The 12,995-nt window shown below is 50.5% G+C and carries 13 protein-coding genes and 1 tRNA gene; 5 read left to right on the top strand and 9 right to left on the bottom strand.

Going from position 1 to position 12,995, the window contains the following annotated elements; all coding sequences use genetic code 11:
- Nucleotides 1-46 precede the first annotated feature (46 nt).
- The gene (lrp, locus tag Q8O77_RS00215) at nt 47-535 is read right to left on the bottom strand and encodes a leucine-responsive transcriptional regulator Lrp (protein WP_173501274.1); all 489 of its coding nucleotides are present in this window, start codon (nt 533-535) and stop codon (nt 47-49) included.
- Between the two features lie 148 nt (nt 536-683).
- On the opposite strand from lrp, the gene ald reads away from it, so the two are divergent.
- Together ald and Q8O77_RS00205 are read left to right on the top strand one after the other, a co-directional pair.
- Complete coding sequence (gene ald, locus Q8O77_RS00210) at nt 684-1,802, top strand: alanine dehydrogenase (protein WP_305550607.1); 1,119 nt, start codon at nt 684-686, stop codon at nt 1,800-1,802.
- Between the two features lie 312 nt (nt 1,803-2,114).
- On the top strand, nt 2,115-2,324 hold the full coding sequence (locus Q8O77_RS00205) for a cold-shock protein (protein ID WP_027670166.1): 210 nt from the start codon (nt 2,115-2,117) through the stop codon (nt 2,322-2,324).
- Between the two features lie 104 nt (nt 2,325-2,428).
- On the opposite strand, the gene Q8O77_RS00200 is transcribed toward Q8O77_RS00205, so the two are convergent.
- The 5 genes from Q8O77_RS00200 to Q8O77_RS00180 form a co-directional block, all read right to left on the bottom strand.
- A complete protein-coding gene (locus Q8O77_RS00200; RefSeq protein WP_305550604.1) occupies nt 2,429-2,674 on the bottom strand; it encodes a DUF2960 domain-containing protein in 246 nt (81 codons plus the stop codon).
- Entirely contained in the window at nt 2,658-3,533 is an 876-nt protein-coding gene (locus Q8O77_RS00195) for an EamA family transporter (RefSeq protein ID WP_305550603.1), read from the bottom strand. Before Q8O77_RS00195 ends, Q8O77_RS00200 begins: the two co-directional genes overlap by 17 nt.
- Nucleotides 3,530-4,651 (bottom strand): 1-acyl-sn-glycerol-3-phosphate acyltransferase, encoded by a 1,122-nt coding sequence (locus tag Q8O77_RS00190; RefSeq protein WP_305550601.1) that lies wholly within the window; start codon nt 4,649-4,651, stop codon nt 3,530-3,532. Before Q8O77_RS00190 ends, Q8O77_RS00195 begins: the two co-directional genes overlap by 4 nt.
- 75 nt (nt 4,652-4,726) lie before the next feature.
- Nucleotides 4,727-5,605, bottom strand: a complete 879-nt coding sequence (locus tag Q8O77_RS00185; protein WP_305550600.1) for a DMT family transporter — start codon at nt 5,603-5,605, stop codon at nt 4,727-4,729.
- A 100-nt stretch (nt 5,606-5,705) separates the two neighbouring features.
- Nucleotides 5,706-6,677, bottom strand: coding sequence for a DUF4382 domain-containing protein (locus Q8O77_RS00180; protein ID WP_305550599.1), 972 nt, complete (start codon nt 6,675-6,677; stop codon nt 5,706-5,708).
- A 156-nt stretch (nt 6,678-6,833) separates the two neighbouring features.
- Between Q8O77_RS00180 and Q8O77_RS00175 the strand changes: the two genes are divergently transcribed.
- Nucleotides 6,834-6,910 (top strand) — tRNA-Pro (locus Q8O77_RS00175).
- A 67-nt stretch (nt 6,911-6,977) separates the two neighbouring features.
- Here the strand turns inward: Q8O77_RS00175 and Q8O77_RS00170 are convergent.
- On the bottom strand, nt 6,978-8,681 hold the full coding sequence (locus Q8O77_RS00170) for a methyl-accepting chemotaxis protein (RefSeq protein ID WP_305550598.1): 1,704 nt from the start codon (nt 8,679-8,681) through the stop codon (nt 6,978-6,980).
- Between the two features lie 165 nt (nt 8,682-8,846).
- Between Q8O77_RS00170 and ggt the strand changes: the two genes are divergently transcribed.
- On the top strand, nt 8,847-10,517 hold the full coding sequence (ggt, locus tag Q8O77_RS00165; protein WP_305550597.1) for a gamma-glutamyltransferase: 1,671 nt from the start codon (nt 8,847-8,849) through the stop codon (nt 10,515-10,517).
- Between the two features lie 30 nt (nt 10,518-10,547).
- Here the strand turns inward: ggt and Q8O77_RS00160 are convergent, their stop codons facing one another.
- Nucleotides 10,548-11,021: a phosphate-starvation-inducible PsiE family protein gene (locus Q8O77_RS00160; RefSeq protein WP_305550596.1), complete on the bottom strand. Its 474-nt coding sequence runs from the start codon at nt 11,019-11,021 to the stop codon at nt 10,548-10,550.
- Nucleotides 11,022-11,140: 119 nt separating this feature from the next.
- On the opposite strand from Q8O77_RS00160, the gene Q8O77_RS00155 reads away from it, so the two are divergent.
- The gene (locus Q8O77_RS00155) at nt 11,141-12,133 is read left to right on the top strand and encodes a PHB depolymerase family esterase (protein WP_305550594.1); all 993 of its coding nucleotides are present in this window, start codon (nt 11,141-11,143) and stop codon (nt 12,131-12,133) included.
- A gap of 12 nt (nt 12,134-12,145) precedes the next feature.
- On the opposite strand, the gene Q8O77_RS00150 is transcribed toward Q8O77_RS00155, so the two are convergent.
- Nucleotides 12,146-12,901 (bottom strand): MipA/OmpV family protein, encoded by a 756-nt coding sequence (locus tag Q8O77_RS00150; RefSeq protein ID WP_305550592.1) that lies wholly within the window; start codon nt 12,899-12,901, stop codon nt 12,146-12,148.
- Nucleotides 12,902-12,995: the final 94 nt, after the last annotated feature.

Genomic DNA, 12,995 nt, shown 5'->3' with positions numbered 1-12,995 from the left:
AGAGACACTGTAAAAGTGCATCCGTGAAGCGCAACTGAACCGCTATTTAACTGCTGATGGCAACAAAGGTGGTTTGCTTCACCTCTTCCATCACCACATAGGTGCGGCTTTCGCGCACACTGGGTAATCTGAGCAGGGTTTCGCCCAACAGTTCCCGATACGCTGCCATATTAGCCACCCGGGTTTTCAGTAAAAAATCGAAACTGCCGGATACCAGATGGCATTCCTGAATTTCTTCCAGCTTTTGTACCGCTTTGCTAAATTCGTCAAAATCTTCCGGTGAGGTTTTACTCAGCGTAATTTCAACAAACACCAATAAGGCGGCACCTACCTTCTGCGGGTCAACCTGGGCGGTGTAACCCAAAATCACGCCTTCAGCTTCAAGCTTACGCACCCGCTCCAGGCACGGTGTCGGGCTAAGCCCTACCCTGCGCGCCAGCTCTACATTGGCTAAGCGACCGTCGCGCTGCAATTCCAGCAGTATTTTACGATCTATCCTGTCTAACTTCTTGATACTTTTACTTAAAGAGTACATAGCAGCTAAAAAATTCGCTTTTTAAATTTAAACAGAATTTTGCACTACCCCAAGGCCATAAAACAAGCATTAATTCTACAAAGTTAGCAGTATACTGCGCACATATTTTACCTCAGCCAACAATTACCTCAGAAAAGGGCATAAAACGATGATCATTGGCGTACCAAAAGAGATAAAGAACCACGAATACCGTGTAGGTATGACCCCTGCCAGCGTACGTGAGCTGGTAAACCATAAACACAGTGTACTGGTAGAAACCAACGCCGGTATGGGTATCGGTTTTACTGACGACGATTACACCGCGGCTGGCGCCACCGTATTGGCCACCGCAGCCGACGTTTTCGCCAAAGCGGAAATGATCGTTAAAGTAAAAGAGCCGCAAGCCGTAGAACGCGCCATGCTACGCGAAGGCCAGATTTTATTTACCTACCTGCACCTGGCTCCGGATTTACCGCAAACAGCGGATCTGATCAAATCCAAAGCCATTTGTATCGCTTATGAAACCGTAACCGACAACCGTGGCGGTTTACCGCTGTTAGCGCCGATGTCTGAAGTGGCCGGCCGGATGTCAATTCAGGCCGGTGCCCGTGCGCTGGAAAAATCCTGTGGCGGCCGCGGTATGTTATTAGGCGGTGTGCCTGGTGTAGCACCGGCTAAAGTTGTGGTAATTGGTGGTGGTATGGTGGGTACTAATGCTGCGCAAATGGCGCTGGGTTTAGGTGCGGATGTTACTGTGCTGGATCGCAGCGTAGATGTGCTGCGCCGTATCAATGCTCAGTTTAACGGTGCCGTGAAAGCCATTTACTCCACTGCCGATGCGTTAGAGCAGGAAGTGCTGGCCGCCGATCTGGTCATTGGTGGTGTATTAGTACCGGGCGCTGCGGCACCTAAACTGGTCACCAAAGAGCATATCAAACGGATGAAACCGGGTTCAGCCATTGTTGATGTGGCTATTGACCAGGGCGGTTGTGTTGAAACCTCAAAACCCACTACTCATGCCGAGCCAACCTATATTGTCGACGATGTAGTGCACTACTGTGTGGCGAACATGCCGGGCGCCGTGCCACGCACGTCTACTTTTGCGCTGAACAATGCCACCCTGCCGTTTATTCTGCGTTTAGCTAATAAAGGTTACAAGCAGGCACTGCTGGATGATGTGCATTTAATGAACGGCCTGAATGTGATGAACGGCCAGGTAACCAACCAAAGTGTGGCCGAAGCACTGGGTTTTGCTTTTGTTGAGCCTAAAGTGGCATTAAATGCTTAATGTTCAATAAATAAACAACTGTGTTTAAAGGCCGCTTTTGCGGCCTTTTTTATTTTTTTAGGCTTTTTTTATTGCCGGACAAAGGTTTATTTGCAATTTACTATATACATTCCGCTCAGACCTGTTATAGTTCTTTCCGGCCTGTAAAGCAGACCTATGTAACAAAATGTTTATGAAAACTTCGCTACACAGCTTCATTGTAAGTCATGTCCTGAAGATTCACGCACGTTTGGCCGCATAAGTAAGGTAACAGTCAGGCTAAAAGCGCAATTAAGCGTCAATTAGTTCTATTAAAATTTTTAGGAGTCATTCATGGCTAAAGTAACTGGTGTAGTTAAGTGGTTCAACGCTGATAAAGGTTTCGGTTTCATTACTCAGGATAACGGCGGCGCTGACGCATTCGTTCACTTCCGTGCTATCCAAACTGAAGGTTACAAAACCTTAAACGAAGGCCAACGCGTAGCTTTCGAAATCGAACAAGGCCAAAAAGGCCCACAAGCTGCTAACGTTACAGTTCTGTAATTTAAGCACTTGCTAAAAAAAGGACACTGCGGTGTCCTTTTTTATTGCCTGCAATTTGCTGTGTATAAAACTAAGCGCCCTGCTACAGGCGCTGAATACCCGGGCTACTGCTCTTCTCTGACAAAAGCGATATCGGCAAAGCCCATCCGGGCAAATTCCTGCTGCCGGTAATTCTTTACTGCCGCGCCGCGTTTCGCTGTCATCGCCACTTGTTGCTCCATCGCCAGAAAGCGGGTTAAATCGATGCCTTCTGCTGCCGCTACCGCTTCGTACATATCATGATACTTGTCGTAGCTGAAGTTAATCACTTTACGTTGGTTATTAAAGGTATAACTAATTTGTCGGGCCATTTGCCACTCCGGGTTTAACTGAGTTGCGCACGGGCTTACACAACATACAGGATAAGATTAACAGCACTGAGCCGATAGTTAAGCTCAGCAGATTTTCGTCGCGGTTCCACAGCACTATATTGACCACCAAACCGGCCGGGATCAGCATATTGTTCATCACTGCCAGCATGCCACTACTGACGAGGGTGGCGCCTTTGTTCCAACAATAATAGCCGCCACCGGACGCCACCAGCCCCAACCACAGCAACACGGCCCAATGGGTAGCGGTTTGCGGGTATTGCGTACTGCCAAGCAAGTACCACGCCGGTAACGCCACCAAAACAGCGCCCAGGTAAAACCAGCCAAACAACTGATGTTGCACCAATTTTACCGGCTGCTGTTCAAGCAACACTTTATAACCCACCTGGCCCAGCGCAAAACACAGGTTAGCGCCCTGCACTACAGCAAAACCCAACCAGTAATCCTGCGTCAGGCCCTGATACCGCATAATGGCCGCAGCGACTACCGCCAATAATGCGGCCAGTAAAAAGCGATAACGAAAGCGGCGCTGTAAGGCGTCATACAGCAGGGTAATATACACCGGCGTAAAGATGGTGAAAATTAACACTTCCGGCACCGTTAGCAGCAAGAACGACTGATAATAAAACAGATACATCAGCCCCAACTGTACTGCACCCAATACCAGCAGCTTTAATGTCAGCGCTGCCGATACCCGGCGCATAAAGGGCAAAAACAGCACAAAGGCCAACAGTACGCGTAACAGCACCGCAAAATAGGCATCCACCTGGCCGGCCAGATAAACGCCAATCAGGCTAAACGAAAACGCCCACAGCAGCGTTACCGCGATTAAATAGCTCAAATATTAGTTTCCACTGCTTGCTGCTTTACTAACGGCGCGGCATATAGCCGGCTTAACATTGGTTGTGCCGCCACCGGAACTGCCTGGAGACGCTGTTGCCACTGCTCCGCCACAGATTCATCAATAGCCGCATGTTGTTGCCCCGCGGCCAGATAATTCACCGGGAATAAACGGTACTGTTGCCAAATTTGCTGGTCAATTAACGCCGCCAGTTGCTCCGGCTCTGCCGGCACTGTAGTAAGCGGTTTGCCGAACGCCACGTGCACCCGACCTTTAAAACCCACTATACCTTTAATAATACTGTCGATATCTTCAAACTCGCCTTTTTGGTAGCTGCCGGCGGTTTGTTTTTGCCATAACTCGTTAATTTTATCGATATCGCATGGATCATACTCATAAGATAAGCACACCGGCACTATATTTAACCCAGCCATATAGGTAGCAAAATCTTCACCGCGCTTTTTGCCTTCCATATAAAACATTTTCAAAATTGCCGGGTCGGTTTCATCATTGCCGTCTTTGGCCCGGCCTTCTTTTTGCGCAATCCACACCGACTGTTGCTGTTCCAGCGAATGCTTAATGTAGGACGACAACTGGGAGAAATTCTTCAGCATTTCACGCGGGCCTTTAGCGCCACGTTTAACAATAAAGCTTTTGTTCAGCTTCATCAGCTCAGTGGCACAGGCTTTGCGCAGTAAATTATCGCCAATGGCAATACGCACGGTATCAAAGCCGTGATGGTGCAAACACCAGTTGACCAATGCAGGGTCCATGGCAATATCACGATGATTAGACACAAACAGATAAGCTTTGCCGGACGTAAGCTGATCCAACCCGGACACCGTTACCTTATTGGTGGTGTTGTCTATCATCCGATCCATAAAAGCGGCGACTTGCTTTTGCACTGCCAACACATTGGTTAGCTTGGCCCAGCGTCGCTTTAAGGCAAATTTCACCAGCGGTGATAACAACCAGCCGAACGGGCCGGATAAATGCGGGAAACGATAGTGCAAAATCGCTTTAATAAGCTCATCATCAGCAATCAGTCTGGCAATAGCCGGAGCTACTTCTTTATCGTTATAAGGCCGGATATCGGCATATATATCTTGATCTGACACAAAAATCACTACGGTTGGCTCTTAAGAGGGCTCCATTTTACTGAGTTAGTGAAAATTCACCAGTCTCATTGCTAATTAAGCCCACATTACTGCTATGGCCGCCAGCACAATCAGGGCCAAGCCCCAATGATCGGCTTTTTGTAGTTTCTCTTTAAATACAAAGGCCGAAATCAGCAACATAAACAGCACTTCCACCTGGCCAAGGGTTTTTACCAACGCCACCGATTCCAGGCTCATAGCGGTAAACCAGCCTACCGAGCCAACACAACTGCAAACGCTGACCAATAAGGTCAATTTCGGCCGCTGCCACAGCGCTGTTAACGTCGGCCGGTGTTTCAGGCTTAACCACAGCAGCAAGATGGCGGTTTGCAGCAAGATCACCAGCAATAGTACCCAGGCCGCCCCGTGCGGAAAAGGCAAGCCCAGCACCAAACTGGCCTGGCGTACCCACAAGGATGTTAAAGCAAAAGCTAAGCCGCTGCCCAAGCCCAACAACAGCACCGGCAGCGATAGCTGGCGTAAGCTGGCACCACTGAGTAAAAACACCGCACCGCCGCCCAGCGCAACGCCAAACCAACCGGTTATGCTTAAAGATTCACTAAAAAACACCACCCCAAGCACAGCCGCCAGCACGGCCTCACTTTTAGCCAGCCCGGCGCCTATGGCATAGTTACGCAGCTGAAACAGCTTTACCATCAGCGCAGTGGCCAGAATTTGCGCCAGCGCGGCTGCCACGACAAAGCCGGCAAAGCCGGCGCTGAACGATGGCATAGCCACAGGTTGCCATTGATACAAGGTCCACAAATACAGTGCCGCCAGAGGCGACGCCCAGATAAACCGCGCCAGAGTAACGCCGGCCACGCCAACATCTTTGCTCAATTGCTTTTGAAACGCATTGCGCCAGGCCTGCATAAAAGCTGCCAGCAAGGTAAAGGGGATCCACAGCACAGCCATACACCTGAAGGACGTAAAGATGGCTATGTTAGCAAGGGGCAGAACATTAAGATAGCTGGCCGCCGTAATAGCGGCCATTTAACACACTGATAGCGACAGCTTATTCTGTAAAGTCCAGCACCACAGGCGTAGCACTTGCAGCTATGTCCAGGTTCTGAGCCTGCAAAAACTCTATTGCATCTGCCGCTTCCGGGTCGTCTTGTACGTCACAACTCAAAGCAGCGGTATAACTGTCGGCTTCAATATAACCGATGCTGTAGTTGTACTCACTTACACCATCAAAATATACGTTAGTGCTGGCGTAAGGCTGGTAAGTGTTGTTACCGCCGTTATCAGATAACTCAGCCAGCGGCCGGTCTGCCCCCTGATATAAGTACACGGTGGCAACCGGTAACGATGCATCTGCCGGTGCTACTGTGCAGCTGTTAGTTATCAACAGCCCTTCGGCAACCTGACCTTCGAGGTGCCCCACTTCACTGTTATCGACTAAACGCAGGCCGGTCGGTTTTAGCAAATAACCATCCTGACCAGGTGGATTCACCATCGCTTTACGCAGGTCAAACTCCAGGGTGTAATTAAAGCTGCCTCCGGCGGATAAGGTAACGCCACCCAGCTTCAACTCATTGGACGGTACCCGCAACGGTTCACGCAGCCCATCTTCCAGCTCAACATAGCTGCCTTCTGCTATCTCCAGCCGCAACTGGCCATAATTACCGGCCGCAAACTCAGCACCGGTTACCAAAGCTTCAGATTTGGCACCATCGAGTAGCAATAAATCAACGCCGCGTGTATTGGCTATAATGTTGCCTTGGCCATCGCGGCAATTATCGTTGGCCTCTGCCGCCACGTCATCATCGCCAATAGTAAAACTTTGGCTGCCAACACCATTACCGGTCAGTTCAATTTCGTTAAAGCACACCATTACCACTTTAGCGCCGTTAACCGGCGCATCACTGACACCCAGGCTAAAACTCGCCATTTCCGGCTCCAACTCGCCGGAAGAGCCTCCGCCACACGCGGTCAACAGCGAAATAGACACCAAGGCTGCCGTCATCGTTATTGCTGTTTTCATAATCTTACCCTCTGTAAATACAAACACAGGTATAGCAACAACGGCTGAACATGCCCTTAATCAAAGCGTAGTGCTTTGTTTAACTGGCGAAAATAGCGACAGTCAACCACTACAGCATTGCTTTCTGGCGGGGAATCATTATGATACGCCCTACGTCGGTACGTAGCGCAGCTTGGTAGCGCACTTCGCTGGGGGTGAAGGGGTCGGAGGTTCGAATCCTCTCGTACCGACCATTAAATTCCTCAAAACAAAGCCCCGCTTTTGCGGGGCTTTGTTGTTTCTGCACTTACCTATATTGGTTTAAAGTTTAAAACCACTGAGCGATTTTTTCATCTCACTGGCCATTTGCCGTAGCTGCTGGCTAGCGACTGACAGCTCGGTCGATTTCACCGTGGTGCTTTCTACCGCGTTGGCGATATTCTCCATATTCTCGTTGATGGTGCCGGACACTACTGCTAACTCTTCGGTGGCACTGGCTAATTGATCGTTAACATCGGTAATGCTGGATACCGCTGTATTAATGCGTTTTAGTGCTTCATTCGCCTGCTGCGAGCAGACAATGGTTTGCTCGGTTTCGACTTTACTTTGTGCCATAGACTCTACCGCGTTGGCGGAGTCTTGCTGGATCCCCTGAATGCGCTTATTGATATCCTGAGTAGACGCCTGTGAGCGGCTGGCAAGGGTACGCACTTCATCGGCTACTACAGCAAAGCCGCGGCCCATTTCACCGGCGCGCGCCGCTTCTATAGCCGCATTAAGCGCCAGCAGGTTGGTTTGCTCGGCTATGGCACCGATAACGTCGGTTACCGCCCCTACCTCTTCGCCACGCTTAGACAGCTGGGCTATAACGTCCGATACCTGCTCTAACTTCAGTTTCAGCGCGTCAATTGCGGTAATGGTTTGCTGTACCGAGGTTACGCCATTTTGCGCTTCGGTATCGGCATCGCGGGCGGCTTTGGCTGCGGTGGTGGCACTGCGTGCCATATCCTCGCAAGTGGCGGTCATTTCATTTACCGCCGTGGCTACCTGGGCGGTTTGGTCCATGACACTTTGTAAAATGTGCTGGGTTTGCTGGCTGGTTTCATCCAGGGCTTCAGATTGCCCCGCCAGTTGCTCTGCCATCGCCGATTGCTGGCCGATAATACTGCGCAGCTGGCTGATAAGGCCGCCAAGTGCTGCCAGTAAGCTATCTTTGTCACCTGGCTTTAGCGCAAAGTTTACCGAGAAATCACCGCCGGCTACCTGTTGCACCAACGCTTTGGTTGTCGCCACTTCCCCGCCTAAGGCCCCCAATAACCAGCGACGGATAAATAAAGACACGCCCACTGTCAGGGCAATAATAATCACCACCACCAGCCCGACTTGCATAGCTACCGCCCAAAAAGCGGCTTTAACATCATCAATATAAATACCGGAGCCTAATACCCAGCCCCATTTTTCGTCTTTTGCCACATACGACAACTTGGTATAACGCTCTTCCGTTACGCCACCGCCTTTTAACGGCTTGGGCCATTGGTACTCGACAAAGCCGTTGCCGTAGCGGCCTATTACATCGACAAAGCTGACAAACAAATTGGCGTTGTCCAGCGTTTGCTGTTGGCTGCCGTCGCGGTTACGCATTAAAGTAGCATGATTAAAGTTTGGCCGGTCCAGTACTGTGCCGTCCAACGTGGGCACGGTGGGGTGCATAATCATTTTCGGAATGGGCCGGCCGGTGTCGTTAATCCAGACGTATTCGGTGCCGTCGTAACGGATTGCTTTAATAGCCGCCATCGCCTGTTGCTGCGCTTGCTCTGTGCTTAATGCACCGCTTTGCTCCAACGCCTGGTAATGCTTTACGATACTCAAGCCGCTGTCGATAACGGCCACAACGCGATTCTCCCTGCCCTCCACCAAACTGTGATTAAGTGCCTTTAGCGCCACGGCGCCCAGTACAATAAAACCAAGCAATGCCAATAAAGGAATGCTGAGTAAACGCCCGCCTACCGTGTGCCAAAAACCCATGTTGTCTCCTTACGGCTGTACCACATACATCAGTTTCAACTGATATTTCATTTGCTTAGCCGTTATTATTGTCTATTGAGCATAGCAAGCTTGTTAAAAGTTGCATAACTTGTATTTGCGACGCGGCCGGGGTAGAAATGAACTTTGCACAAATTGGAGCCGGTTATGCTATTTCGTCTTACCTGTACCTTGTTTACCCTGCTGTTAACCTGCAGCATCGCGGCAACACCGGCTAACCCGGCTGGCAGCGGCGCTGTAGCGTCGCCGGATCAATATGGTGCAGCAGTAGCAGAGCAAATATTACGCCGTGGTGGTAATGCGGTAGATGCCGCTGTGGCTACCGCCTTTACCCTGGCGGTTACCTACCCTGAGGCCGGTAATATTGGCGGCGGCGGTTTTATGACGCTGTGGTTTGATGGTAAAGCTTACTTTTTGGATTACCGCGAAATCGCGCCCGCTGCGGCCCATCGTGATATGTATCTGGATGAAGAAAAGCAAGTCATTGAGAATTTAAGCTTAATTGGCCATCAGGCCAGCGGCGTGCCGGGCACTGTTATGGGCCTGTGGCAAGCGCATCAGCGCTTTGGCCGCCTGCCCTGGGCTGAGCTGGTAAAGCCGGCAGTGCACTATGCGCAAAGCGGTTTTACCGTAGCAGACAACCAATACCAATACCGGGCGGATTTACTCAGCCAGTTGGAAGGTAAAACTAACTTTGCCGATTACTTTGGCGCTATGCAAGCCGGCAAAAATTTTCGCCAACCGGAGCTGGCAGCCACACTTAACCGTATCGCCGAACACGGCCCGGCCGATTTTTATCAGGGCGAAACCGCTAAACTGCTGGTGGCACAAATGCAGCGCGGTGGCGGCCTGATCAGCATGAACGATTTAGCCGCTTACAAAGCCGGTTGGCGAGAAGCGGTAATAACGTCATGGCTCGATTATCAGCTGGTTACCACGGCCCCACCCAGCTCCGGCGGCATCGCCCTGAGCCAACTACTGGCGCTGAAGCAACGCCGTGCGGCAGATTTTAGCGGCGTTACACTAAACAGTACGCAGTATGTGCATTTAATAGCGGAAATTGAAAAACGCGTATTTGCCGATCGTGCCGATTATTTGGGCGATCCGGATTTCACCACAGTGCCGCAGCAACAACTGCTGGACAGCAGCTATTTAGATAAGCGCGCCGCCGAAATAAATGCCAAAGCCATTTCAGCTACCAAGGCAGTGCAGCCGGGGTTAGAAGGTTATCACACCACGCATTTTTCCGTGTTGGACAAACACGGTAACGCGGTATCAAACACCTATACACTGAACCTGGATTTTGGCAGCGGCGTGGTAGTAGAAGGCGCCGGTTTCTTATTAAACAACGAAATGGACGATTTTTCCGCCAAAGCCGGCGTGCCCAATGCTTTTGGTGTAGTGGGCAGTGATGCCAATGCTATTGCGCCGGGTAAACGGATGCTGTCGTCAATGACGCCCAGCTTGCTGGTTAAAGATGGCAAAGTAGAGCTGGTTATCGGCACGCCCGGCGGTTCAACTATTTTCACCTCCATTTTCCAGGTGATGACAAATTTGTATGATTTTGGCATGCCACTGGCACAGGCTGTTGCCGCGCCACGCTTTCACCATCAGCTGTTGCCGGAAAATCAAATTACCATGGAGCCCTACGCCCCGCTATCAACAGAAGTGCAGGCCGAACTTAGCGCCAAAGGCTATAACCTGGTGACGCAAGGCTGGAGCCTTGGCGATATTCAGGCGATACAAGTCACTAACGGCAAGGTGACTGCGGTAGCCGATCCGCGCTCACGCGGCGTGGCAAAAGTGATCCGCTATTAAAAGATGGTAAAACTCTGTGTGTGAAAGTGGTTATAACCGGTCCGGCTTTTTATGCTCTTTGTGTAACAACCAGTATGTTACACCCAGCGCGAACACCGTGGCCGCGATAGCCAAGATGTAATCCGGCGTCAGTTTCTCAATATCCAGAACTATAACTTTGCGGGCTATTGCCATTAATGCCGTAGCGACAACCAGTTTTACCGGAAAGTCGTTTGACTCCAGATACAAACGGATATTAATAAAGATTTCTATCGCGATCAAAACTGCCATAAAAGCACCGAAGGTATAAAAAATATCATTGATATTAAGCAGAAACATCGGCGGCGTAATAAGGCGCTGATACAATACATAAAGTACATCACCAATACCCCAGATAATTACCGCGACCATCAATACAGCCAGCACGCGCACACATTGCCGTATCACGCGGTGTAAATGTTTAATTAACGGGTCAACGTGCTCATCCGGCAACTCCTTATGTTGACTGTTGTTCCCCTCTGCCATTAACTTTCTCCTTAATCTGCCGTTGCGACAACCCTTCACAAGCTGTACTAAAGCCTTATTGTAGCGGCGGTTTTATTTTGTCATGGTACAACAGACTATCACTTTTGCCAGGAGTTGCCATGCGCCCGCTTATATTAGCTTGTTTGACGGCTACAGCACTTAGCCAGCCATTACATGCGGCAGAAACGCTGCCTATACTCAAACTCGACCCCACTATTACTCTGTCCGGCTTATCCAGCGGCGCTTATTTTGCCGGCCAGTACCATTTAGCTTTTGCAGAGCAGGTCGATGGTGTAGCTATGCTGGCAGGCGGACCGGTGTATTGTGCACAAAACAGCTTAGGCCTGGCGCTGGAGCATTGTTTTAATAAAGACAGCAGCCAGCCCGATCTTAGCAGCATCAACCAATACCTTGAGACACAACGTGCCGCCGCTAAGCTGGCACCGCTTTCGGCAGTTGCCGGTGATAAAGTGTGGATTTTTCATGGCAGCAAAGATGCCACTGTACACCCTAAACTGGCGCTGGCGCTGCACAGCCAGTATCAGCAGTGGCTGAAACCGGAAAATTTAACGCTGATAAATGATAAGCCTTTTGGCCATACCTTTCCGACAAAGCGGCCCTACACAGCAAGCTGTGAGCTTTCTGAGTCGCCTTTTCTCGCTGCTTGTGATTATGATGCAACAGGCGAACTGTTAACACATCTGCTGGGCAACTTGCAGCCGGCCGGCACAGAAGCCGCCGGGAGCTTGCTGCAGATTAATCAGCATCAGTTATCGGCGGCAGCAAAAGACACCCTGGCGGAAACCGGTTACCTGTATGTACCGCAAAGCTGCGCCGACGGCCAGCCCTGCCGGCTGCATGTCAGCTTTCATGGCTGTAAGCAAAATGCGCAAAGTGTTGGTGAGGCCTATGTCAGCGGTAGCGGACTGAATAACTATGCCGATACCAACCAGCTGGTGGTGCTGTATCCACAAACCACAGCCAGCAGTATGAACCCGTTTAACCCCAACGCCTGTTGGGATTGGTGGGGTTACACCGGCGCGGACTATGCCACCAAAGATGGTATGCAGCTGCAGGCCGTGCACCAATTAGTGCAGGCCTTACGCCGCTAACTCAGAGAAAAATCAGAAAAAGGTCGACCAGGATAAGAACGCTGATAGCCCGGTATCACGGTCGGTCAGCGGGCTGTCACTGATACTGCTGCCATACCAGTGGTGCTCGATGCCAAACCTCGTCATACCGCCGAAAAACAGCGGCGTACTCAGGGATAAACCGGCATTATAGTTAACCGCACCGCCGGCTTTGTATGCCGCACGCTCAGCGGTGGCTTCGTTCTCACGCACGCCATAGTAGTAATTTACCAACTTGCCATCGGAGTAGCTGATACCAAATTTCGGCTCTATAACCACAGCAGCAAAACGGTAGCTGTAACCCACCGCCAGTTTCGATTCCCGGCCGTTAGAATTACCTAACAGATCAAATACGGTGTCGGCCTCCAACAGCCAATCTTGCTGACGTAATTGCACGCCAATACCGCCATCGAGAGAATCTTTACGTTTAGCCATACCGCTAAACACACTGCTGTCTGATTGATCAAACCCGGCAAAACGCGGCGCCAGTTTGGCGCTGAAACTGATATTGCCCAGCTCCAGCAGCTTGTAACTGATAAAAGGGCCGTAGACGGATAATTTTTCGCCGCGATATCCCAGTATCGGCAAGGGTATAGTGCGGTTACTGTAACCACGGTAAATCTCCTGATTTACCCCAATACCCACACCGTATAAAAACCCCTGCGGGGCAGCTTGCTGCGCTGATACCGTGCCACTGCATACCACAGCCGCACAGACCACCGCGGCGGAAAAATAACGACAAACGCTCATCTGATAACCTTATTTTGCTGATTTTATGGAGATTAACTTGTGTGGACAGCCACTGACACATAACAGCATCTTATGCTGACAGTTTAATGACTGT

Origin of the sequence: Rheinheimera sp. (genome assembly GCF_030690345.1) — a bacterium.
Classification (GTDB): domain Bacteria; phylum Pseudomonadota; class Gammaproteobacteria; order Enterobacterales; family Alteromonadaceae; genus Alishewanella.
Note: the sequence above shows the minus strand (reverse complement) of the source record. Positions and strands in the feature narration are given on the sequence as shown.